General features: G+C 67.0%; 17 protein-coding genes. 13 read left to right on the top strand and 4 right to left on the bottom strand.

The features are described 5' to 3' along the window. The first annotated feature begins 166 nt into the window (after positions 1-166). The 6 genes from PotMrB4_RS02255 (at position 167) to betI (ending at position 6636) form a co-directional block, all read left to right on the top strand. Complete coding sequence (locus tag PotMrB4_RS02255) at positions 167-1105, top strand: choline ABC transporter substrate-binding protein (RefSeq protein WP_107329260.1); 939 nt, start codon at positions 167-169, stop codon at positions 1103-1105. Between the two features lie 669 nt (positions 1106-1774). Continuing rightward, a complete protein-coding gene (locus tag PotMrB4_RS02250) occupies positions 1775-2971 on the top strand; it encodes a quaternary amine ABC transporter ATP-binding protein (RefSeq protein WP_172432393.1) in 1197 nt (398 codons plus the stop codon). Between the two features lies 1 nt (position 2972). Further along, complete coding sequence (locus PotMrB4_RS02245; protein WP_074967285.1) at positions 2973-3869, top strand: ABC transporter permease; 897 nt, start codon at positions 2973-2975, stop codon at positions 3867-3869. Between the two features lie 35 nt (positions 3870-3904). After that, a complete protein-coding gene (locus PotMrB4_RS02240) occupies positions 3905-4849 on the top strand; it encodes a choline ABC transporter substrate-binding protein (RefSeq protein WP_074967283.1) in 945 nt (314 codons plus the stop codon). 121 nt (positions 4850-4970) lie between these two features. Next, the gene (locus tag PotMrB4_RS02235; RefSeq protein ID WP_044409239.1) at positions 4971-5828 is read left to right on the top strand and encodes a glycine betaine ABC transporter substrate-binding protein; all 858 of its coding nucleotides are present in this window, start codon (positions 4971-4973) and stop codon (positions 5826-5828) included. Between the two features lie 217 nt (positions 5829-6045). After that, entirely contained in the window at positions 6046-6636 is a 591-nt protein-coding gene (gene betI, locus PotMrB4_RS02230; protein ID WP_172432392.1) for a transcriptional regulator BetI, read from the top strand. A gap of 91 nt (positions 6637-6727) precedes the next feature. Here the strand turns inward: betI and PotMrB4_RS02225 are convergent, their stop codons facing one another. Beyond that, complete coding sequence (locus tag PotMrB4_RS02225; protein WP_044409272.1) at positions 6728-8263, bottom strand: BCCT family transporter; 1536 nt, start codon at positions 8261-8263, stop codon at positions 6728-6730. Between the two features lie 363 nt (positions 8264-8626). On the opposite strand from PotMrB4_RS02225, the gene betB reads away from it, so the two are divergent. Then, the gene (betB, locus tag PotMrB4_RS02220) at positions 8627-10099 is read left to right on the top strand and encodes a betaine-aldehyde dehydrogenase (RefSeq protein WP_172432391.1); all 1473 of its coding nucleotides are present in this window, start codon (positions 8627-8629) and stop codon (positions 10097-10099) included. 101 nt (positions 10100-10200) lie between these two features. Next, positions 10201-11886, top strand: coding sequence for a choline dehydrogenase (gene betA, locus PotMrB4_RS02215; protein ID WP_172432390.1), 1686 nt, complete (start codon positions 10201-10203; stop codon positions 11884-11886). Between the two features lie 35 nt (positions 11887-11921). Here betA and torT read toward each other — a convergent pair whose 3' ends face one another. Next, positions 11922-12953: a TMAO reductase system periplasmic protein TorT gene (gene torT / locus PotMrB4_RS02210; RefSeq protein ID WP_172432389.1), complete on the bottom strand. Its 1032-nt coding sequence runs from the start codon at positions 12951-12953 to the stop codon at positions 11922-11924. Positions 12954-13076: 123 nt separating this feature from the next. Between torT and mdtD the strand changes: the two genes are divergently transcribed. From mdtD to PotMrB4_RS02195, 3 genes are all read left to right on the top strand, one after another. Continuing rightward, positions 13077-14489 carry a multidrug transporter subunit MdtD gene (gene mdtD / locus PotMrB4_RS02205; protein ID WP_172432388.1) on the top strand — a complete coding sequence of 471 codons (1413 nt, stop codon included), beginning with the start codon at positions 13077-13079 and terminating at the stop codon, positions 14487-14489. Between the two features lie 66 nt (positions 14490-14555). Beyond that, positions 14556-15956 carry an ATP-dependent RNA helicase DbpA gene (gene dbpA, locus PotMrB4_RS02200; protein WP_301308360.1) on the top strand — a complete coding sequence of 467 codons (1401 nt, stop codon included), beginning with the start codon at positions 14556-14558 and terminating at the stop codon, positions 15954-15956. Positions 15957-16031: 75 nt separating this feature from the next. Next, entirely contained in the window at positions 16032-17264 is a 1233-nt protein-coding gene (locus tag PotMrB4_RS02195) for a GGDEF domain-containing response regulator (RefSeq protein WP_172432387.1), read from the top strand. A gap of 30 nt (positions 17265-17294) precedes the next feature. Here PotMrB4_RS02195 and PotMrB4_RS02190 read toward each other — a convergent pair whose 3' ends face one another. Continuing rightward, positions 17295-18029: a substrate-binding periplasmic protein gene (locus PotMrB4_RS02190; RefSeq protein WP_172432386.1), complete on the bottom strand. Its 735-nt coding sequence runs from the start codon at positions 18027-18029 to the stop codon at positions 17295-17297. A gap of 240 nt (positions 18030-18269) precedes the next feature. Between PotMrB4_RS02190 and yccS the strand changes: the two genes are divergently transcribed. Beyond that, positions 18270-20462 (top strand): YccS family putative transporter, encoded by a 2193-nt coding sequence (yccS, locus tag PotMrB4_RS02185; protein WP_172432385.1) that lies wholly within the window; start codon positions 18270-18272, stop codon positions 20460-20462. Between the two features lie 163 nt (positions 20463-20625). Next, the gene (locus PotMrB4_RS02180) at positions 20626-21075 is read left to right on the top strand and encodes an REP-associated tyrosine transposase (protein ID WP_172432384.1); all 450 of its coding nucleotides are present in this window, start codon (positions 20626-20628) and stop codon (positions 21073-21075) included. Between the two features lie 54 nt (positions 21076-21129). Here PotMrB4_RS02180 and PotMrB4_RS02175 read toward each other — a convergent pair whose 3' ends face one another. Next, positions 21130-22575, bottom strand: a complete 1446-nt coding sequence (locus tag PotMrB4_RS02175; protein ID WP_142012748.1) for an aminotransferase-like domain-containing protein — start codon at positions 22573-22575, stop codon at positions 21130-21132. Between the last annotated feature and the right edge of the window lie 141 nt (positions 22576-22716).

The raw sequence follows: 22716 nt of genomic DNA, 5'->3' as shown, positions 1-22716 counted from the left end.
TATCCCCACATCGAGCGTGGAAAAACGACAGCGACGTCCTGCTTGCGACCTGCTTCGTAGAAAGCGACACGTCTACGGCGCCATGATCCAGGCGCCCCGCTCCGGCCAGCAGCGCATCGTTCGCCACGCGGGTTTCCCCGATCCGAAACACCCTGTGGATAAGACCATGAACCCTAGAAGAACCTGGGGCCTGGCCGCAGCGCTGTGCTTTCCGCTGCTGGCCCAGGCTGCCGATCCGGAGTCCTGCTCCACCGTTCGCTTCGCCGATGTCGGCTGGACCGACATCACCGTCACCACCGCCGTGACCCGCTACGTGCTCACCGAGCTGGGCTACAGCACCCAGGTCAAGCGCCTGTCCGTGCCCGACACCTACAAGGCCATGGCGGACAAGAAGATCGATGTGTTCCTCGGCAACTGGATGCCGAGCATGGAGAACGACATCGCCCCCTACCGCGAGAAAGGCAGCGTCGACACCCTGGGCGCCAACCTGGAAGGCGCCAAGTACACCCTGGCGGTGAACAAGGCGGCGTGGGACGGCGGGTTGAAGAACTTTTCCGACCTGGCGCGCTTTCGCAAGGAGCTGGGCGGGAAGATCTACGGCATCGAGCCCGGCAACGACGGCAACAAGCTGATCGGCCGGATGATCAGCGAGAACGCCTTCGGCGTCGGTGACTTCCAGCTGGTGGAGTCCAGCGAGAGCAGCATGCTGGCGCAGGTGAAGCGCGCCGAGCACCTCAAGCAGTGGGTGGTGTTCCTCGGCTGGGAGCCGCACCCGATGAACAACACCTTCGAGATGCAGTACCTGGCCGGCGGCGACGACTACTTCGGCCCGAACTTCGGCGGTGCCACCGTCTACACCAACACCCGTGCAGGGCTGGCCAAGGAGTGCCCGAACCTCGGGCGCCTGCTGAAGAACCTGCGCTTCTCCCTGGCCATGGAGAACCACCTGATGGGTGCCGTGCTCAACCAGAGCACCAACCGTCGCCGCGAGGCCAAGGCCTGGCTGAAGGAGAACCCCGCCGACCTGGCGCGCTGGCTCGAAGGCGTCACCACCCGCGACGGAAAGCCGGCGGATCCTGCCCTGAACCTGGCCGCCGAACCCTGATTTCTGTCGTTCCCTCCACTCCACCGCAGCCCCCGGCTGCCCTGGCCTGCAGCCCTCTCAAGCGCTGCAGGCCAGTCGCCATGCGGGTTCCAGCGGTCGCGCCGGGCAAAAACTTTCTGTTAAGGTTTTCCGCCATTGGCTGATGTCGTCGCCCAACACGTCAGGGTCGTAAACCGACAATTGCCGGTATGCCGAGGCTATATCGTTGAGACAGCCGATTTCGTCGCTGTCGCACTCCCAGGGAGGTGCGGCAGACCGGGGCCCTCCGCCCCGGACCGAAGAACACAAAGCGGCCATGCCCTCCTGACGGGACGTGGCCCTACAAGAAATTTCGGATGTACGCGCACCTCCGGTCGAGGTGTGGAATGACCCAGGGATCGGGTCACGTAGCACTGCCAGAGGGTGTGGAAAGCGGTTTGCAACTCAGCGCAACGAAGGACAGGAACTCAAGGATTCGATCAGGCGTCCATGCCCTGCGGGGTGAGGGTGGCTGTCTGAATCCGTGGGCACCCGGTCGTCGGTTCGACGTCGCACAGCCTCCCTGCCAGGCCCTGGAACCAGTAAACCCACACAGGCAAGAACAGTCGACAGCACCTGGCGCCGCGCCCTGAATGGGAGCCCGCGAGCACGCGTGTCCGACAAGGATGCCTACCGAAGGGGAATGATCCCATGCAGTCTGGAAAAATCGTGGTCCAGAACCTCTACAAGGTTTTCGGCCAACAGCCACAAGAAGCCATCGACCTGCTCAAGCAAGGCTGGAGTAAGGAACGGATTCTCGCTGAACGTGGCGCGGTGATCGGCGTCAGCGACGTCTCGTTCAGCGTCGAGGAGGGCGAGATCTTCGTCCTCATGGGCCTGTCGGGCTCCGGCAAGTCCACCCTGATCCGCCTCATCAACCGTCTGATCGAACCGACCGCGGGCGACGTCTTCATCGACGGCCAGAACGTGGCCAAGCTGCCCAAGGCACAGCTGATCGACCTGCGTCGTCGCGACATGAGCATGGTGTTCCAGTCCTTCGCCCTGATGCCCTCGCGCACCGTGCTGGACAACGCAGCCTTCGGCCTGGAAGTGGCCGGCAAGGGCAAGAAGGAGCGCGAGCGTCGCGCCATGGAAGTGCTGGAGCAGGTGGGCCTGGCGCCCTTCGCCCACAAGTACCCCCACGAACTCTCCGGCGGCATGCAGCAGCGCGTTGGCCTGGCCCGCGCCCTGGCGGTGGACCCGTCGATGATCATCATGGACGAGGCCTTCTCGGCCCTCGACCCGCTCAAGCGCCGCGAGATGCAGGACGTGCTGCTGGAGCTGCAGAAGACCCACCGCCGCACCATCATCTTCGTCTCCCACGACATCGAGGAAGCCATGCGCATCGGTTCGCGCATCGGCATCATGGAAGGCGGCAAGCTGGTCCAGGTCGGCACCCCGCAGGAGCTGATCGAGAAGCCCGCCAACGACTACGTGCGCAACTTCTTCGATACCGTCGACACCAGCCGCTACCTCACCGCTGGCCAGCTCAAGGCCGACAGCGTCCCGCTCTACGTGCACAACGGCAAGGCGCCCGATGCGCTGCAGGTGTGCCGCGAGCTGCAGGCCATGGACAAGCACTACGCCTTCATCGTCGACGAGGACAACCGCTTCCGCGGCTCCATCAGCCTGGAGAAGATCGCCCTGCTGGTGGAGGACGGCCGCTCCCGCAGCCTCGAACCGGACCTGCTCAAGCAGATCGTGCCGGTGCCCGAGGACCTGCCACTGGACCAGGTGATCGAGCGCCTGGTGGACAACGAAGGCCCCATCCCGGTCATCGACCAGGCGGGCCACTATGCCGGGGCGATCAGCAAGGGCCGCCTGCTGAGCCGACTGCAGGGGGTGTGAGATGAGCGAGAAACTGGATCTGGGTAGCTGGGTCAACGACGTCGTCCAGCACCTGCTGGAAAACTACGGCGGCGCCTTCGAGAACGTGGGCGCTGTGGTCAGCGGCTTCTCCGAGCTGATCGAGCGCTTCCTGATGTGGCCGCCGGCCTGGCTGCTGATCGCCGTGTTCGTCGGCCTCGGCCTGTGGCGCATCGGCGTGAAGTTCGCACTGTTCACCGCCGCCTCGCTGGTGCTGATCGTGCTCACCGGCTTCTGGGAGCAGACCGTGGTCACCCTCGGCCTGACCTTCTCCTCCACCCTCATCAGCCTGCTGCTGGGCATCCCGCTGGGCATCTGGGCCGCCAAGAGCGAGCGGGTGGCCATCATCATCCGGCCGATCCTCGACTTCATGCAGACCATGCCGGCGTTCGTCTACCTGATTCCCGCCGCCATGCTCTTCGGCCTCGGCCGCGTGCCGGGGATCATCGCCACGGTGATCTTCGCCATGCCCCCGGCGGTGCGCCTGACCAGCCTCGGCATCCGCCAGGTGAACAAGGAAATCGTCGAGGCCGGCCAATCCTTCGGCTGCACCAGCTGGCAGCTGCTATACAAGGTGCAGCTTCCCAACGCGATGCCGTCGATCATGGCCGGGGTCAACCAGACCATCATGATGGCGCTGTCGATGGTGATCATCGCCTCGATGGTCGGCGCCGGCGGCCTGGGCAACGACGTACTCGCCAGCATCCAGCGCCTGGACATCGGCCTGGGCTTCGAGAGCGGCATGGCCGTGGTGCTGCTGGCGATCATCCTCGACCGCATCACCGAGAGTTTCGGCACCCCGCGCGTCCAGGGTCGTGCCAGCCTGTTCGGCTGGTTCAGCGCCCGGGCACGGCTGCAGCGCCAGGTGAAGCCTTCCTAAGAAACGCCAATAAACGAGTACCAGGGGAGTTGCTGATGAAGAACATGAAGAAAATGGCGGGAGTCGGCCTGCTGGCCTGTGCGCTGATGCAAGGCGCCTGGGCCGGTGAGCCGGAAAGCTGCAAGCAGGTACGTTTCGCGGAAATCGGCTGGGCGGACATCTCCGCCACCACCGGCGTGGCCATGGTGCTGACCGAGGGCCTGGGCTACAACCCGCGCAAGATCATGGCCTCGGTGCCGATCGCCTTCACCGGCGTGAAGAACAAGCAGATCGACGTCTTCCTGGGCTACTGGGCGCCGTCGATGGACGCGGTGATCGAGCCCTTCACCAAGGACAACGGCGTGAAGGTGCTGCCGACCGCCAACCTCGAAGGCGCCAAGTACACCCTGGCCGTGCCCACCTACGCGGCCGAAGCCGGCCTGAAGAGCTTCCAGGACATCGCCAAGTTCAAGGACCAGCTGGGCGGCAAGATCTACGGCATCGAGCCGGGTAACGACGGCAACCTGCTGATCGACAAGATGATCAAGGGCAACCAGTTCGACCTGGGCAGCTTCCGCATGGTCGAGTCCTCCGAGGCGGGCATGCTGGTCCAGGTGCAGCGCGCCATCAAGAAGAAGGAGCCGGTGGTCTTCCTCGGCTGGGCCCCGCACCCGATGAACACCCAGTTCGACATCACCTACCTCTCCGGCGGCGATGACGTGTTCGGCCCCGACTACGGCGCCGCCAAGGTCTACACCGTGGTACCGCCGGACTACGAGGCCCGCTGCGGCAACGTCGGCAAGCTGCTGAACAACCTGCAGTTCAACGTCGAGATGGAAAGCCAGCTGATGGAGAACATCCTGAAGAAGGAAGACCCGATGAAGGTCGCCACCACCTGGCTCAAAGCCAACCCCGCCGTGCTCGACAAGTGGCTGGCCGGCGTCACCACCTTCGACGGCCAGGACGGCGCCGCCGCCGTCAAGAAGCACCTCGGTCTCTGACTTCCCTTTCCGCCACCGTGGCCGCCCGGCCACGGTGCGCGGACTCGCCAAGCCCGCCCAAGAACGGGTTCAGGCCTCCAACGTAGCAATGCTGCCAATCCCACCTGATGGAGCAATACGTATGCGAAAGCTGAAGTCCCTGTGTCTGCAATCCATCGGCATCGCCGCCCTGGCCCTTGGCCTCGGCACGGCCCATGCCGCTGACAAACCCACCCTGAAGATCGGCTACGTCAACGGCTGGGACGACAGCGTCGCTGCCACCCATGTCGCCGGCGAAATCCTCAAGGAACGGCTCGGCTACGGCGTCGACCTCAAGCCGGTGGAGCCCGCCATCATGTGGCAGGGCGTGGCCCGGGGCGACCTGGATGCCACCCTTTCGGCCTGGCTGCCGGCCACCCACGGCGAGTACTACGAGAAGCTCAAGGACAAGGTGGTCGTCCTCGGCTCCAACTACAAAGGGGCCAAGATCGGCCTCATCGTGCCGGACTACGTCCAGGCCAAATCCATCGAAGACCTGAACACCTACAAGGCCGATTTCGACGGCAAGATCACCGGGATCGACGCCGGGGCCGGCGTGATGCGCCGCACCGAGGACGCGATCAAGCAATACAACCTGGACATCAAGCTGATGCCCAGCTCCGGCCCGGCCATGGCCACCGCCCTGACCCGCGCCGAGAAAGCCCAGAAGCCCATCGTGGTGACCGGCTGGATCCCCCACTGGATGTTCGCCAAGTGGAAGCTGCGCTTCCTGGAAGATCCGAAGAAGGTCTTCGGCGATGACGAGCACGTCGACACCGTGGTCAACCCGGGCCTGGAAGCCAAGGCCGCCGATGCCACCGCCTTCCTGAAGAAATTCTCCTGGAGCGGCGAGGAAGTCGGTGCCGTGATGCTGGCCATCCGCGAAGGCGCCAAGCCGGAAGAGGCCGCCAAGGCCTGGATCGCCAAGAACCCGCAGCGCGTGGAGGAGTGGCTGAAGTAAGCCGCGCCACGCTCGCCCAAGCCCCCGCCGGCCCTGCCGTCGGGGGCTTTTTCATGGGCCTTGCCCCAGCGCCTGGATGCCCTGCAGGGCAAAACCGCCCCATCACCGGGCACCTCGGCCCCTTCCCGCCTGCGACGACGACGCTGATTGATCAATCAATTAATTACGCCCTAGACTCCGCCTTCCCGATACCCACACAAAATGGTGGAAATCCCCGATGCCCAAGGTCGGAATGCAGCCGATCCGCCGCTCGCAACTGATCCATGCCACCCTCGAGGCCGTCGACAAGGTCGGCATGGCCGACGCCAGCATCGCCTACATCGCGCGCCTCGCCGGTGTTTCCAACGGCATCATCAGCCACTACTTCAAGGACAAGAACGGCCTGCTCGAGGCCACCATGCGCCACCTGATGCAGGCCCTCAGCACCGCCGTGCGCGAGCGCCGTGCCGCCCTGGTGGACAGCAGCCCCCGCGCCCACCTGCGGGCGATCATCGAAGGCAACTTCGACGACAGCCAGGTCAACGGCCCGGCCATGAAGACCTGGCTGGCCTTCTGGGCCGCCAGCATGCACCACCCGTCCCTGCGCCGCCTGCAGCGGGTCAACGACCACCGCCTCTATTCCAACCTGTGCTGCGAGCTGCGCAGGGTGCTGGACGTCCAGACCGCGCGTGCGGCCGCCCGTGGCCTGGCCGCGCTGATCGACGGGTTGTGGCTGCGCAGTGCCCTCTCCGGCGACGTCGATACGCGACAGTCCCTGCATATCGCCTACGACTACCTGGACCAGCAACTGGCCAAGGCCGCCCGCTAACCCCGGCTTCCACCTTCCGCGTCGACGCGCTACTCGCCTGAAACGAAAACGCCCCGGGGTTTCCCCCAGGGCGTTTTGCATTGCGGGCCGATCAGACCGGGCCGGGCACCGACACCGGTGAGCGGCGCTCCAGGGCCTCGCCGTCGAGGTCGGCGCGCATCGCCTTGAGCAGGGCGAACATGTACAGCAGCAGCACCACCGAGAACGGCAGCCCCGCCAGCACCACCACTGTCTGCATGGCGGTGAAGTTGCCGGCGAACAGCAGGCCGATGGTCACCAGGGTGATCACCACGGACCAGAAGATGCGCAGCCAGTTCGGCGCGTCCTCGTCCAGTTCGCCGCCCTTGCGGGACAGGTTGGCCAGCATCACCGAGCCGGAGTCGGCCGGGGTGAGGAACAGCACGAAGCCCACGCAGATGGACAGGCCGATCACCACCTTGGCCATCGGGTAGTGCTCCAGCAGCAGGTAGATGGACATGGACGGCTGCTCCAGCGCGGCCTTGCCCAGCTCCACGGCGTTCTGCTGCATCACCAGGTCCAGGGCGCTGTTGCCGAACACCGACAGCCAGGCCAGGGTGAAGCCCAGCGGGATCAGCATCACGCCGCACACCAGCTCACGGGCGGTACGGCCACGGGAGATACGGGCGATGAACATGCCGACGAAGGGCGCCCAGGAGATCCACCAGGCCCAGTAGAACAGGGTCCACAGGCCCATCCAGGCTTCGCTCTTGCCGCTCTGGCCGGTGTAGACGTAGAGGTCGAAGGTCTTCAGCACCAGGCCGTTGAGGTAGTCGCCCAGGTTCTGCACCAGGCTGTTGAGCAGGTGCAGGGTATTGCCCGCCAGCAGCACGAACAGCAGCAGGCCGCTGAACAGGATGATGTTCAGGTTGGACAGGCGGCGAATGCCCTTCTCGATACCCGACACGGCAGCCAGGGTCGCCACCAGGCTCATCACCAGGATCACCGCCAGCAGCGCGGTCTGGCTGTGGGGGTAGCCGAACAGGTACTCCAGGCCGGAGGAGACCTGCAGCGAGCCGATGCCCAGGTTGGTCACCAGGCCCAGCAGGGTGACGAAGATGCCGAAGCAGTCCACCGCATTGCCCACCGAACCCTTCATCAGGCGTTCACCGAACAGCGGGTAGAGCGCCGAGCGCAATGCCAGCGGCTGGTTGTGGCGGTAGGCGAAGTAGCCGACGGCCAGGCCCACCAGCGCATAGATCGCCCAGCCATGCACGCCCCAGTGGAGGAAGGTCAGCTGCAGCGCCTGGCGTGCGGCGTGCTGGGTGCCGGGCTCGCCTTCCGGCGGGTTGTAGAGGTGATCCAGCGGCTCGGACGCCGCGAAGTACAGCAGCGAGATGCCGATGCCCGAGGAGAACAGCATCCCCGCCCAGGCGCCGTAGCTGAAGTCCGGACGCTCGCCGTCCGCCCCCAGGCGCAGGTTGCCGTAGCGGGAGAAGGCCACGTAGAGGACGAAGAACAGGTAGGCACCGATCGCCAGCATGTAGTACCAGCCGAAGCTGCGGGACAGCCAGGCCTGGGCCTTGCCGAGCCAGAGGCCGGCCTGTTCGGGGAAGAGGATCAGCACGAGGGTGAGCAGCAGGATCGACGCCGTCGATCCGAAGAACACCACGGGATTCAGCCGCGGCTGCACGCCGTGGCCGTGGTGGGAAGAGGCGGTACTCATGGACAGCAGAGCTCCAAGGCAGTTAAGGCACGCGCCTGTCGGCGCAACCACAGACCCGCGCCGCCCTGCCCGACCCGCTCATGAACCCCGGCGAAGCCTCTGCATTGCGGCCTGGACAGGGTGCGGCGAACTGCCGCACATCGGTCCATGCCGCGCAGCTTATTCTTTGTTGTTTGAACGTTCAATAAAAATAAAGTAGGCTCGTTTTCACCCTGATCGGGCGGCCCTTTGCCGTCCTGGAATCACGAGAAAGGGGTGCACAAAGGCACCCCGCCTTGCGTAACGAGACCTGAGAGGACGATCCCCATGGCCCGATTCGAAGAACAGAAGCTCTACATCGGCGGTCGCTACGTCGAAGCCACCAGCGGCGCCACCTTCGAGACCATCAACCCCGCCAATGGCGAAGTCCTGGCCAACGTCCAGCGTGCCGGCAAGGACGACGTCGAGCGCGCCGTCGCCAGCGCCGTCGAGGGCCAGAAGGTCTGGGCCGCCATGACCGCCATGCAGCGTTCGCGCATCCTGCGTCGTGCCGTGGACATCCTCCGCGAGCGCAACGATGAGCTGGCCGCGCTGGAAACCCTCGACACCGGCAAGCCCCTGGCCGAGACCCAGGCGGTGGACATCGTCACCGGCGCCGACGTGATCGAGTACTACGCCGGCCTGATCCCCGCCCTGGAAGGCGAGCAGATCCCCCTGCGCGAGACCAGCTTCGTCTACACCCGCCGCGAGCCGCTCGGCGTGGTCGCCGGCATCGGCGCCTGGAACTACCCGATCCAGATCGCCATGTGGAAGTCCGCCCCGGCCCTGGCCGCCGGCAACGCCATGATCTTCAAGCCCAGCGAAGTCACCCCGCTGACCGCCCTCAAGCTGGCCGAGATCTACACCGAAGCCGGCGTGCCGGACGGCGTGTTCAACGTGCTCACCGGCAGCGGTCGTGAAGTCGGCCAGTGGCTGACCGAGCACCCGCTGATCGAGAAGATCTCCTTCACCGGCGGCACCTCCACCGGCAAGAAGGTCATGGCCAGCGCCTCCAGCTCCTCGCTGAAGGAAGTGACCATGGAACTGGGCGGCAAGTCGCCGCTGATCATCTTCGACGACGCCGACCTCGACCGCGCCGCCGACATCGCCGTCATGGCCAACTTCTTCAGCTCCGGCCAGGTCTGCACCAACGGCACCCGCGTGTTCGTGCCCAAGTCCCTGGCTGCAGCCTTCGAAGCCAAGGTGGTCGAGCGCGTCAAGCGCATCCGCCTGGGCAACCCGGAGCAGGCCAGCACCAACTTCGGCCCGCTGACCAGCTTCGCCCACATGGAAAGCGTGCTCGGCTACATCGAGGCCGGCCGCAAGGAAGGCGCACGCCTGGTGATCGGCGGTGAGCGCGTGACCGAAGGCGAGTTCGCCAAGGGCGCCTATGTGGCCGCCACCGTGTTCGCCGACTGCACCGACGACATGACCATCGTCCGCGAGGAGATCTTCGGCCCGGTGATGAGCATCCTCACCTACGAGACCGAAGACGAAGTGATCCGCCGCGCCAACGACACCGACTACGGCCTGGCCGCCGGCGTCGTCACCCGCGACCTGGCCCGTGCCCACCGCGTGATCCACAAGCTGGAAGCCGGCATCTGCTGGATCAACACCTGGGGCGAATCCCCCGCCGAAATGCCGGTGGGTGGCTACAAGCAATCCGGCGTCGGCCGCGAGAACGGCATCACCACCCTGGCCCACTACACCCGCATCAAGTCCGTGCAGGTGGAGCTCGGCGACTACGCCTCGGTGTTCTGAGCCCAGCCCCCGCAAGCCTCAAGCGACTCGGCTGCAAGCCCGCGCGCCGCACACGGTGCGGCCCGGCGCTTGTAGCCCGCAGCCCATCCGGAGGATGACCCATGGAATTCGACTACATCATCGTCGGTGCCGGCTCGGCCGGTAACGTACTGGCCACCCGCCTGACCGAAGACGCCGACGTCAGCGTCCTGCTGCTGGAAGCCGGCGGCCCCGATTACCGCTTCGACTTCCGCACCCAGATGCCCGCCGCCCTCGCCTACCCGCTGCAGGGCCGCCGCTACAACTGGGCCTACGAGACCGACCCCGAGCCGTACATGAACAACCGCCGCATGGAATGCGGGCGCGGCAAGGGCCTGGGCGGTTCCTCGCTGATCAACGGCATGTGCTACATCCGCGGCAACGCCCTGGACTTCGACAGCTGGGCCAAGGCCCCGGGCCTGGAAGACTGGACCTACCTCGACTGCCTGCCCTACTTCCGCAAGGCCGAGACCCGCGACATCGGCCCCAACGACTACCACGGCGGCGACGGCCCGGTGAGCGTCACCACGCCGAAGAACGGCAACAACCCGCTGTTCCACGCCATGGTCGAGGCCGGCGTGCAGGCCGGCTACCCGCGTACCGATGACCTCAACGGCTACCAGCAGGAAGGTTTCGGCCCCATGGACCGCACCGTCACCCCGGAAGGCCGCCGTGCCGCCACCGGCCGTGGCTACCTGGACCAGGCGCGCAACCGCCCTAACCTGACCATCGTCACCCACGCCCTGACCGACCGCGTGCTGTTCAGCGGCAAGCGTGCCATCGGCGTCGACTACCTCAAGGGCGACAGCGACCAGCGCATCACCGCCCACGCCCGCCGTGAAGTGATCGTCTGCAGCGGCGCCATCGCCTCGCCGCAACTGCTGCAACGCTCCGGCGTCGGCCCCAGCGATCTGCTGCGCGGCCTCGACATCCCGGTGGTGCATGACCTGCCCGGCGTCGGTGCCAACCTACAGGACCACCTCGAGCTGTACCTGCAGTACGCCTGCAAGGAGCCGGTCTCCATCTACCCGGCCACCAAGTGGTGGAACCAGCCGGCCATCGGTGCCCAATGGCTGTTCCTCGGCAAGGGCCTGGGCGCCAGCAACCAGTTCGAGGCCGGTGGCTTCATCCGCACCCGCTCCGAATTCGCCTGGCCCAACATCCAGTACCACTTCCTGCCGGTGGCGATTAACTACAACGGCAGCAAGGGCGTGCAGGAACACGGCTTCCAGGCGCACATGGGTTCCATGCGCTCGCCGAGCCGCGGCCGCATCCACGTGAAGTCCCGCGATCCGCGCCAGCACCCGAGCATCCTGTTCAACTACATGTCCCACGAGCAGGACTGGCAGGAGTTCCGCGACGGCATCCGCATCACCCGCGAGATCATGGCCCAGCCGGCCCTCGACCCCTATCGCGGGCGCGAGCTGAGCCCAGGCGTGGACAAGCAGACCGATGCCGAGCTGGACGAATTCATCCGCAACCACGCCGAAACCGCGTTCCACCCCTCCTGCTCCTGCAAGATGGGCACCGACGACATGGCGGTGGTGGATGGCCAGGGCCGCGTGCACGGCATGGAAGGCCTGCGGGTGGTGGACGCGTCGATCATGCCGGAGATCATCACCGGCAACCTCAACGCCACCACTATCATGATGGCCGAGAAGATCGCCGACAAAATCCGCGGCCGCCAACCGCTGCCGCGCAGCAACGCCACCTACTACGTGGCCGGTGATGCCCCTGTGCGCACCGAGCCGCAGCGCAAGGCGAGCTGACCCTCCGCGGGGGCGGTTTCGCGCCGCCCCCGCGTCTACTCCGGCAGTTCCTGCCGGATCATCCAATGCCCTTCCGGCGGCATCAGCCGGCTGATGTCGAAGTGATCCAGAGCCGCCCGGTCGAGCATCTGGATGCGCGGACTCACCCACGTCGCCGCCTCCCTGTGCTCCAGTGCCCTCACGGCCAGGTCCATGGAAATTCGCGCCTGGATCACCGGCGAATCCGTGGGGGCCGCCAGTACCTGACCCTGGCGGACCTCATCCAGCACCCGCTCCGTGGCATAGAGCGACACCACCTGGGTCGGAAAGCGCGACGGCGACACCTTGACCAGGCTCGCCGCAAACGCTGCCGCCTCCGCATTGCCCAGCAGGTAGTCCAGGTGAGACTCCTGCGCCAGCAACTGGCGCACCAGCGCCGCCTGGGTGGTGCGATCAACCGGGCCGTAGCCGCCTTCCGCCAGGCTCACCGACGCCCCCTGGATAGCTTGCTGAACGCCCCGCTCGGCATCCAGCACCCACCCGGCATCACGGGGCCCGGGCAGCCATCCGATGCGGACCGGTGAACTGCCCGCGCGTGCCCGGATGTACGCCACCGCCACGCTGGCCATGTCGGCGAAATCCACCCGCGAATGGGCCGTCACCCCTGCGCACTCGATGCCATTGACCAGGTCGATCACCGGCGTGCCGCGTTGCTGCAACTGCCGGATCTCGTCGCACAACCCCCGCGCCTCGATGGCCCCGATGATGAAGGCATCGGCACCGAGCTCGACACACCGGCTCAACTGCGCGCGTTGCACATCCGGGAACTGGTAGCCGCCGGCCTCATAGATGCCCAACTGGACGCCCTGCCGCTGGGCCTCCTCGGATAGCCCCCAGGCCACACCCCACCAGTAACGGTCGATGCCATGGGGCAGCAAGGTACAGACGCGCCAGGGCCGGCTGGCACGCTCCAGCGGCACGTAATCGCGAGCCTGTCCGTCAGCGATCACCGGCACGGGAAACCACTCCGCCGCCTGGCAAGGTACCAGGGCCAGCCAGGACAGCAGCAGCGCACAGCAGATCCGCATCGAAGCCAGTCCTTAGCAAGCGCGAGGAGAATTCGCAAAGAGCCTAGCAGCCCGCATGCCACGGTGGATGACAGCCTTCGCCTACAGGCCTAAAGTCCCCGGGTCATCCTCTTGAGGATTCCCATGCCCGGCTCCCATCCCCTCGATCCCCGCACCGCCCGCCTGCTGCCCTGGCTCGTGGCCATCGCCTTCTTCATGCAGGCCCTGGACGGCACCATCCTCAACACCGCCCTGCCCACCATGGCCCGCGACCTCGCCGAGGACCCGCTGCGCATGCAGTCGGTGGTGATCGCCTACATGCTCACCGTGGCCCTGCTGATTCCCGCCTCCGGCTGGCTGGCGGACCGCTTCGGCACCCGCCGGGTGTTCCTCGGGGCGGTGCTGCTGTTCACTCTCGGGTCGCTGTTCTGCTCCCTCTCCACCACCCTCGGCCAACTGGTGGTGGCGCGGGTGGTGCAAGGCCTGGGCGGCGCCCTGATGATGCCCGTGGGCCGGCTGATGGTGCTGCGCAGCTACCCGCGCACCGAGCTGGTGCGGATCATGAGCTTCGTCACCCTGCCCGGCCTGCTCGGCCCGCTGATCGGCCCGACCCTTGGCGGCTGGCTGGTGGAATACGCCACCTGGCACTGGATCTTCCTCATCAACCTGCCGGTGGGCCTGCTTGGCGCCTACGCCGCCGGGCGCTTCCTGCCCGACCTGCGCAGCAGCGGCCCGGTACGCCTGGACCTGCGCGGTTTCCTGCTGTTCGGCACAGCGATGGTGCTGATCACCATCGCCCTGGAAGGTCTGGGCGAACTGCACCTGCCCCACGTACGGGTGATGCTCCTGCTGTTCGCCGGCATCGCCTGCCTGGCGGCCTACTGGCTGCACGCCATGCAGATCGAGCGGCCGCTGTTCCCGCCCTCCCTGTTCCGCACCCGCACCTTCGCCGCCGGCATCCTCGGCAACCTGTTCTCGCGCCTGGGCAGCGGCGCCCTGCCCTTCCTAACCCCGCTGCTGCTGCAGGTGGCGCTGGGCTTCAGCCCAGCCCAGGCGGGCATGACGCTGATCCCCCTGGCGCTCTCGGCCATGCTCGCCAAACCCCTGGCCAAGCCACTGCTGGATCGCCTCGGCTACCGCCGCCTGCTGCTGGGCAACACCGCCCTGCTCGGCGGCCTGATCGCCAGCCTGGCCCTGGTGGACGCCGGCACGCCCTACACGGTGCTGCTGGCCCAGCTCGCCGCCCTCGGCGCGGTCAACTCGATGCAGTTCACCGCCATGAACACCGTGACCCTGCTGGACCTCGACGACCAGCAGGCCAGCAGCGGCAACAGCCTGCTCTCGGTGGTGATGCAGCTGTCCATGAGCCTCGGCGTCGCCGTGGCCGCCGCGTTGCTCGGCGGCTTCGGCAAGCCCGACGCCCAGAGCGTGCTGGAGGCCTTCCAGGCCACCTACCTGTGCGTCGGCGTGCTGACCCTGATGGCGGCGGCGATCTTCCTGCAGTTGCCCGCCGACAGTGGCCGCGCAGTCCGCCCGGTGGACGATGGCGGCCACTGAAACCCCGCCGCCGGTCGCCATCGGCCGGCGGTGATGACTCTTCATCCTGCTAAACTGCGCGCCCAGATGACCCACCAGGCCCCCTCCGTGAGCACCCTACCCTTCAGCAGCCTTCCCCTGTCCGCCGCCATGCAGGCCAACCTCGAGGCCCTCGGCTACCGGGAGACCACGCCCATCCAGGCCCTCGGCCTGCCCGTGATCCTCCAGGGCCGCGACCTCATCGCCCAGGCCAAGACCGGCAGCGGCAAGACCGCCGCCTTCGGCATCGGCCTGCTGGAAGGGCTCAACCCGCGCTTCTTCGGCTGCCAAGCCCTGGTGCTGTGCCCCACCCGCGAGCTGGCCGACCAGGTGGCCAAGGAACTGCGCCGGCTGGCCCGCGCGGCCGACAACATCAAGATCCTCACCCTGTGCGGCGGCATGCCGCTGGGGCCGCAGATCGGCTCCCTGGAGCACGGCGCACACATCGTCGTCGGCACCCCGGGCCGTGTGCTTGAGCACCTGCGCCGGGGCAGCCTGGTGCTCGATGGCCTGCGCACCCTGGTGCTGGACGAGGCCGACCGCATGCTCGACATGGGCTTCATCGAGGCCATCGAGGAAGTCGTCAGCATGACCCCGGCCAAGCGCCAGACCCTGCTGTTCTCCGCCACCTACCCCGACGGCATCGGCCGCCTGGCCTCGCGCTTCCTGCGTGATCCGCAGCGGGTCGAGGTGGAGTCGCGGCACGACGACCAGCAGATCGAGCAACGCTTCTTCGAGATCGACCCGCGCCAGCGCTTCGAGGCCGTGGCCCACCTGCTCATGCACGTGCGCCCGCAGTCCTGCATCGCCTTCTGCCAGACCCGCCAGCAGTGCCAGGAGCTGGTGGAACACCTGCAGTCCCTGCGCATTTCGGCACAAAGCCTGCACGGCGAAATGGAGCAGCGCGACCGCGACCAGGTGCTCACCCTGTTCGCCAACCGCAGCCTCTGCGTGCTGGTGGCCACCGACGTCGCCGCCCGTGGCCTGGACATCGCCGGGCTGGAAGCGGTGATCAACGTCGAGCTGTCCCGCGATGCCGAGGTGCACATCCACCGCGTCGGCCGCAGCGGCCGGGCCGGGGAAAAGGGCCTGGCCCTGAGCCTGGTGGCCCCGGCCGAGGCCAGCCGCGCCTCGGCCATCGAGGCCCTGCAACAGGCGCCGCTGAACTGGCAGCGCCTGGATGAACGGGTGGTGAAGAATCGCGAGCCGCTTCTGCCGCCTATGGCTACGCTGTGTATCAGTGGAGGGCGCAAGGACAAGGTTCGCCCCGGGGACATCCTCGGGGCACTCACCGGCGAGGCTGGAATTCCCGGTACGCAGGTGGGCAAGATAGCCATCTTCGACTTCCAGGCCTTCGTGGCCGTGGACAGGAGCATCGCCCGCCAGGCGCTCCAGCGTCTTGCGGAAGGCCGTATCAAGGGGCGTGCCTTCAAGGTGCGCCTCCTCTAGCGACACCCCGGAACGGATCGATCGAAACACAGCGCTGGCGACAACGTGCCCGTCGTCGAGGCAATGGAGCAAGTAGTGCGCAACATTCTGGTCATCGAAGACAGTCCGCTGGTCCTGAAGATCCTGGAGCACCTGTTCCGCCAGGAGCCGGACCTGCAGCCGCTGTTCTGCGCCAGCATGGCCGAGGCCGAGCTGCTGCTGGAAACCTCGGCCGCGCTGTTCTTCGGCGCCATCGTCGACCTCAACCTGCCCGACGCGCCGGATGGCGAGGTGGTCGACCTGGTGTTGCGCCACGCCGTGCCCTGCATCGTCCTCACCGGCTCCTACGATGAGCAGCGCCGCGACAGCCTGCTGCTCAAGGGCGTGGTGGACTACGTGCTCAAGGAGAGCCAGCACTCCTACGAGTACGCCTTCCGCCTGCTGCACCGCCTGGAGCGCAACCGTGGCGTGAAGATCCTCGTGGCCGAGGATTCCGACGCCACCCGCAAGTTCGTCCGCCGGGTGCTGACACCGCACCAGTACCAGGTGATCGAGGCCTGCGACGGCGACGAAGCCCTGCGCATCCTCCAGGAGCAGACCGACATCGACCTGCTGCTGGTGGACCACGGCATGCCTGGCATCAGCGGCTTCGAACTGGTGAAGACCCTGCGCCAGAAAATGCGCCGCAACGAGCTGATAATCCTGGGCCTTTCGGCCGACACCAAGGGCTCGCTCAGCGCCATGTTCATCAAGCACGGCGCCGACGACTTCCTGCGCAAGCCCTTCTGCACCGAGGAGCTGAACTGCCGGGTGATGTTCAGCCTGGAGCGCCGGGACATGCTCAAGGCCCTGCGCCAGGCCGCGCTGTACGACTCGCTCACCGAGCTATTCAACCGCCGTGCGTTCTACGAACAGTGCGCCGAGCGCCTGCAGCAGGCCCGGCGCAACAGCCAACCCATCAGCGTCGCGATGATCGACCTGGACTTCTTCAAGCGCATCAACGACGACTACGGCCACGCCAGCGGCGACACCGCCCTGGTGATGTTCGCCAAGGTGTTCCGCCACAGCTTCCCCGATGCCGTGCTGGGCCGCCTGGGTGGCGAGGAGTTCGCCCTGCTCAGCGACGCCGACGGGGTCACCGTGCAGGCCACGCTGGACCAGCTGCGGCGCAACTGCGCACGGCTGCGCTATGCCAACGAGGCACCGCCGCTGTCGTTCAGCGCCGGGGTCTACCACGGCGAGCCGGAGGAGCTGGAAGCGCTGCTGCAAAAGGCCGACCAGCGCCTCTACGAAGCCAAGAGCCAGGGGCGCGGGCGCACCCTGCTCTGACTCCCTTCACGCCCTTGCTGCACCAGGCGCTCAGAGCCCCTGCCCTTCAAGAATGCGCTGGTAGGTGCCGTCCTCGCGCATCCCTTGCAAGGCCCGGTTGAAGCGCTCCACCACCTCACGGTGCTGGGGCAGGCTGCGCCGCACGAGGATCGCCAGGTTGTTCTCCGACAGGGGCTGCGGCAGGAACTCCAGCTCATTGCGGATGCCCTTGAGCTCGCGGCCGAAGTGATAGCGGGCCACCAGCTCGTCCTCCAGGGTCAGGTTCACCCGCCCCGCCGCCACCATCCGTGCGCCCATCTCGAAGCCCACCACCGGCACCCGTTTCAGGCGGGTGTCCTGGTCGAAGGCCGGCGAATAGGCGTAGCCGCGCACCACCGCCAGGCTGTAGGGCAGCAGGTCGTCCAGGTTCGTGTAGCGCAGGCCGCTGCCGCGTCGCTGCACGAAGCGGATGCGGTTGACTAGGTAGGGGTCGGAATAGAGGCCGTAGACGGCTCGGGCATCCTCGTACCAGGCACTCACCACCACGTCGTAGTCACCGGTCTGCAAGCCCCGCAGCACCCGGGCCCAAGGCACCTCCACGTACTTAGTGGCGTAGCCGGCACGTTGCAGCGCGGTCTCCACCAGTTGCACGGCCACGCCATTGCCCGGCATGCGCGCATCGGTAAAGGGCGGCCAGACGTCGCCGACCAGCCGCAGCGGGTCCGCGCGCAGGCCGGCCGCACCCAGCAGCGAGAGCAGGAACAGCAAGCGAAGGGTCTTGGTCATCCGAAAGTCCCACTTCCAGGCAGGGACGGCAGCACGCCATTGAGCCGCCCTCTCAGGGTAGACCGGCGCAAGCGGGCACGCCGATCAATCACCGGCCCCCTGCATGCCCACCGGCGCCAGCCGCTGCACAATCGCGGCACGTCGCTGTAACCCGCCTCGCCCGGGAAACATCCAAGCGGTAACCTCAGGCGTGCCGTTCCGTGCGGCAGCCGTCCCGAATAGCCAGCTCACAAGGCCGCCATGCCCGCTACCTCGTTCAGCCACTCCCTGCGCCGCCTCTGGGCCCAGGACAAGTTCAGCTACAGCCTGCGCGTGTCCATCGCGCTGACCGGCAGCATGGCGCTGTGCTGGTCCCTGGACCGGATGGACGCCCTCATCCCGCTGTTCCTCGGCATCATCGCCAGCGCCCTGGCGGAAACTGACGACAGCTGGCAAGGACGTATCCAGGCGCTGCTGGTGACCCTGGGCTGCTTCAGCATCGCCTCCCTGTCGGTGGAGCTGCTGTTCCCCTATCCCTGGCTGTTCGTCGCCGCCCTGGCCCTGGCCAGCTTCGGCCTGACCATGCTCGGCGCCCTCGGCGAGCGCTACGCCACCATCGCCTCGGCGACGCTGATCCTGTCGATCTACAGCATGATCGGCGTCGACCAGCGCAACGGCGTGGCCGACGACCTCTGGCGCGAGCCGGCACTGCTGGTGAGCGGCGCCGCCTGGTACGGCCTGCTCTCGGTGCTTTGGCAGGCGCTGTTCACCCACCAGCCGGTGCAGCAGAGCCTGGCGCGGCTGTACCGCGAGCTGGGGCAGTACCTCAAGCTCAAGTCCAGCCTGTTCGAACCCCTGCGGGAGCTGGACGTGGAGGCCAAGCGCCTGGAGCTGGCCCAGCAGAACGGCAAGGTGGTGAGCGCACTCAACGCCGCCAAGGAAATCATCCTGCACCGGGTCGGCAACGCCCGGCCGCGGCCCAAGGTCAGCCGCTACCTGAAGCTGTACTTCCTGGCCCAGGACATCCACGAGCGCGCCAGTTCCTCCCACTACCCCTACAACCAGCTGGCCGAAGCCTTCTTCCACAGCGACGTGCTGTTCCGCTGCCAGCGCCTGCTGCGCCAGCAGGGCGGCGCCTGCCAGGCCCTGGGCCAGGCCATCCAGATGCGCCAGCCGTTCGAGTACCACGACGGCACCCAGGCCCTGCAGGACCTGCACCGCTCCCTGGAGCACCTGCGCATCCAGAGCAACCCGGCCTGGCGCGGCCTGCTGCGCTCGCTCAACGCCCTGGCCAGCAACCTCTCCACCCTGGACCGGCTGCTGACCGACGCCAGCAACCCCGACGCCCTCGCTGACGCGCAGGACAGCAGCCTGCTGGACCGCTCGCCCAAGGGGCTGAAGGACGTCTGGGAGCGCCTGAAGCAGAACTTCACCCCCACCTCGGTGGTGTTCCGCCATGCCCTGCGCATGGCCATCGCCCTGTCCGCCGGCTACGGCGTGCTGCACCTGATCCACCCGAGCCAGGGCTACTGGATCCTGCTGACCACGGTGTTCGTCTGCCAGCCCAACTTCGGCGCCACGCGGCGCAAGCTGGTGCAGCGGATCATCGGTACGGTGATCGGCCTGGCCCTGGGCTGGGCGCTGTTCGACCTGTTCCCCAGCGCCCTGGTGCAATCGATGTTCGCCGTGGTGGCCGGGGTGATCTTCTTCACCAACCGCGCCACCCGCTACACCCTGGCGACGGCGGCGATCACCCTGATGGTGCTGTTCTGCTTCAACCAGATCGGCGACAGCTACGGCCTGTTCGTGCCGCGCCTGGTGGACACCCTGCTGGGCAGCCTGATCGCCGCCCTGGCGGTGATCTTCATCCTCCCCGACTGGCAGGGGCGCGGCCTGCACCGGGTGGTCTCCACCACCCTGGTCTACAACGCCCACTACCTGCGGCAGATCCTCCAGCAGTACGCCAGTGGCAAGCGCGACGACCTGGCCTACCGACTGGCCCGGCGCAACGCCCACAACGCCGACGCGGCGCTGTCCACCACCCTGGCCAACATGCTCATGGAGCCCGGGCACTTCCGGAAGGACGCCGACATGGGCTTCCGCTTCCTGGTGCTGTCCCACACCCTGCTCAGCTACCTCTCCGCCCTGGGCGCCCACCGCAGTGCCGAGCCGCTAGTGCTGGAGCCTACCCTGGCCGAGGCCGGCGAACGCATCGCCGCCACCCTGGAAGCCATCGCCGCCGCCATGGCCCAGCGCCAGCCGGTGGCCATCCACAGCGACAGCGAAGAGGCCCTGGCCAAGACGCTGGAGCAGCTGCCGGACGACATGGACGAGCGCGTACGCCTGGTGCAGACCGAACTGGCCCTGATCTGCCGCCAGCTAGGCGCACTACGGACATTGGCGGGGCATCTGGCGGGTGGGGAGAGGGGTTCACCACCCGCACCGTCGATGTGACCCGCACGGAATCTCCCCATCTGTAGGGGCGAATTCATTCGCCCAGGGGCCATGCAATGGCCCCCAATCTCCCAGGCGATACAGCTCTCTCCCACTCCACTAAGCGCCCCATCCGTCAGCGCATCCCCGATACATTGCCCTGTCACGCAAGAAGGACAGGGGCATGTCTCGGGACGACCTGCGCATCGGTCGCATCTCCACCGGCGGCCGGCTCTATCACGTCACCACCACCACCGAAGGGCGACGCCCGCTCCTCGAAGACCTGACCTGCGCACGCCTGCTGGTCAGCGAAATGCGCCGTCTTCAGGAGCAGCACCTGCTGGAATCACTGGCCTGGGTAGTGATGCCCGATCACCTGCACTGGCTGTTCCGTCTGCACGGCCCCCTGACCCTCTCCCAGGTCATCAAGTTGCTGAAAGGGCGTTCATCGAAGCGGGTGGGTGAATGGCTCGGCACCAGGCAGACAATTTGGCAGCGAGGCTTCCATGACCATGCGTTGCGAAGAGAAGAGGAGCGGCAGAGGGTCGCACGCTACATCGTGGCCAACCCGTTGCGGGCCGGCCTGGTCAGGAGCGTTCGCCTGTATTCGCATTGGGACGCGGTGTGGGTTTGAGGTGCAGGCAGCCCGGCGGGCTGCTGGGCGACTGAAGTCGCCCCTACATGGGCCCTAAGCCTCTACACCGTCCTGCCGGGCCTCCATCTCGCCCATCAACACCTTCACCCGCTCGCCCACCTTGCGTACGGCCGCTTCCTGGGCGGCGCTGGGGCGGGGGGCGTAGTTCATGCGCAGGCAGTTGCGGTACTTGCCGGAGGCGGAGAAGAGGCTGCCGGGGGCGATCTGCACCCCGTCCTGCAGCAACTCGCGGTTGAGGCGCAGGGTGTCGAAGCCGGCCGCCAGTTCCACCCACAGCATGAAGCCGCCCTGGGGGCGGCTGACGCGGGTGCCTGCGGGGAAGTACCTCATCACCCAGTCGATCATCTGGTCCCGGCCCTGCTGGTACTGGGCACGCATGCGCCGTACGTGGGGCTCGTAGGCGCCACTGGCGATGAACTCGGCCAGTGCCAGCTGCGGCTGGGTGGCGGTGGCGCCGGAGGAGATGTACTTCATGTGCAGCAGGCGGTCGAAGTAGCGCCCGGGTGCGATCCAGCCCATGCGCAGGCCCGGCGCGACGGTCTTGGAGAAGGAGCTGCAGAGCAGCACGCGGCCGTCCTCGTCGAAGGACTTGATGGTGCGCGGACGCGGGTAGCGGTAGGCCAGATCGCCGTAGACGTCGTCCTCGAGGATCGCCACGTCGTAGCGCTGGGCCAGCTCCAGCAGGGCGCGCTTGCGGGCCTCGGGCATGATGTAGCCCAGCGGGTTGTTGCAGCTGGGGGTGAGCTGGATGAGCTTGATCGGCCACTGCTCCAGGGCCATCTCCAGCGCCTCCAGGCTGATGCCGTTGAGCGGGTCGGTGGGCAGTTCCAGGGCCTTCATGCCGAAGCCCTTCAAGGCCTGCATGGCGCCGTGGAAGCTGGGCGAGTCCACCGCGACGATGTCGCCGGGCTGGCACACGGTGCGGATGGCCGTGGAGAGCGCCTCGTGGCAGCCGGTGGTGATGATCAGGTCGCTGGCGGGGATGCGGCTGCCGCTGTCCAGCAGCAGCCGCGCGACCTGTTCGCGCAGCGCCTGGGAGCCCTGCAGGCTGTCGTAGTACAGGCCGCCGAGGTCACTGCGCCGGGCCGCCTGGGCCAGGTTGCGCAGCAGCGGGCGCAGGGTGGGGCTGGTGATGTCGGGCATGCCGCGCCCCAGTTGCACCAGGCCGTCCCGCGCGCCACGGCGCACCAGCTCCAGCAGGTCGCTCCACTGCGACACCTCCACCGGCCGCTGGGCGGCCCGCGCCACGGCGGGCAACTCGGGCATCTGCCGGCGCAGGGAAACGAAGTAGCCGGACTTGGGCCGGGGCTCCGCCAGGCCCTGGTCCTCCAGCACCCGGTAGGCCTGCTGCACGGTACTGAGGCTGACGCCGTGCTCCTGGCTCAGGGCGCGCACCGAGGGCAAGCGGTCGCCAGGGCGGTAGTAGCCCTGCTCGATGCGCTCGCCCAGGGTTTCGGCGAGCTGGCTGTAGAGCGTCATGCTGTTCTCCCTGGCGACTTACGTGTAGCCGCCGACCATACAGATTCGCCGTCGATTGTGGATTCAGATGCCGAAGCCGGCAATCTGTATGAAGAAAATTCCACAGCCTTGAATCTGTATCGAACACGACCTGCCACCGGA

The sequence above is a fragment of the Metapseudomonas otitidis genome (assembly GCF_011397855.1).
Lineage (GTDB): Bacteria > Pseudomonadota > Gammaproteobacteria > Pseudomonadales > Pseudomonadaceae > Metapseudomonas > Metapseudomonas otitidis.
The sequence above is the reverse complement of the archived record's forward strand: the minus strand, read 5'-3'. Positions and strand labels throughout refer to the sequence as shown.

What these genes read in the sequence shown, in the direction of transcription:
- PotMrB4_RS02180 (WP_172432384.1), top strand. Translation starts at nt 20,626, where the DNA reads ATGTCTCGGGACGACCTGCGCATCGGTCGCATCTCCACCGGCGGCCGG.
- PotMrB4_RS02190 (WP_172432386.1), bottom strand. Translation starts at nt 18,029, where the DNA reads ATGACCAAGACCCTTCGCTTGCTGTTCCTGCTCTCGCTGCTGGGTGCG.
- yccS (WP_172432385.1), top strand. Translation starts at nt 18,270, where the DNA reads ATGCCCGCTACCTCGTTCAGCCACTCCCTGCGCCGCCTCTGGGCCCAG.
- PotMrB4_RS02245 (WP_074967285.1), top strand. Translation starts at nt 2,973, where the DNA reads ATGAGCGAGAAACTGGATCTGGGTAGCTGGGTCAACGACGTCGTCCAG.
- betA (WP_172432390.1), top strand. Translation starts at nt 10,201, where the DNA reads ATGGAATTCGACTACATCATCGTCGGTGCCGGCTCGGCCGGTAACGTA.
- betI (WP_172432392.1), top strand. Translation starts at nt 6,046, where the DNA reads ATGCCCAAGGTCGGAATGCAGCCGATCCGCCGCTCGCAACTGATCCAT.
- PotMrB4_RS02175 (WP_142012748.1), bottom strand. Translation starts at nt 22,575, where the DNA reads ATGACGCTCTACAGCCAGCTCGCCGAAACCCTGGGCGAGCGCATCGAG.
- PotMrB4_RS02255 (WP_107329260.1), top strand. Translation starts at nt 167, where the DNA reads ATGAACCCTAGAAGAACCTGGGGCCTGGCCGCAGCGCTGTGCTTTCCG.
- torT (WP_172432389.1), bottom strand. Translation starts at nt 12,953, where the DNA reads ATGCGGATCTGCTGTGCGCTGCTGCTGTCCTGGCTGGCCCTGGTACCT.
- betB (WP_172432391.1), top strand. Translation starts at nt 8,627, where the DNA reads ATGGCCCGATTCGAAGAACAGAAGCTCTACATCGGCGGTCGCTACGTC.
- PotMrB4_RS02240 (WP_074967283.1), top strand. Translation starts at nt 3,905, where the DNA reads ATGAAGAACATGAAGAAAATGGCGGGAGTCGGCCTGCTGGCCTGTGCG.
- PotMrB4_RS02250 (WP_172432393.1), top strand. Translation starts at nt 1,775, where the DNA reads ATGCAGTCTGGAAAAATCGTGGTCCAGAACCTCTACAAGGTTTTCGGC.
- mdtD (WP_172432388.1), top strand. Translation starts at nt 13,077, where the DNA reads ATGCCCGGCTCCCATCCCCTCGATCCCCGCACCGCCCGCCTGCTGCCC.
- dbpA (WP_301308360.1), top strand. Translation starts at nt 14,556, where the DNA reads ATGACCCACCAGGCCCCCTCCGTGAGCACCCTACCCTTCAGCAGCCTT.
- PotMrB4_RS02235 (WP_044409239.1), top strand. Translation starts at nt 4,971, where the DNA reads ATGCGAAAGCTGAAGTCCCTGTGTCTGCAATCCATCGGCATCGCCGCC.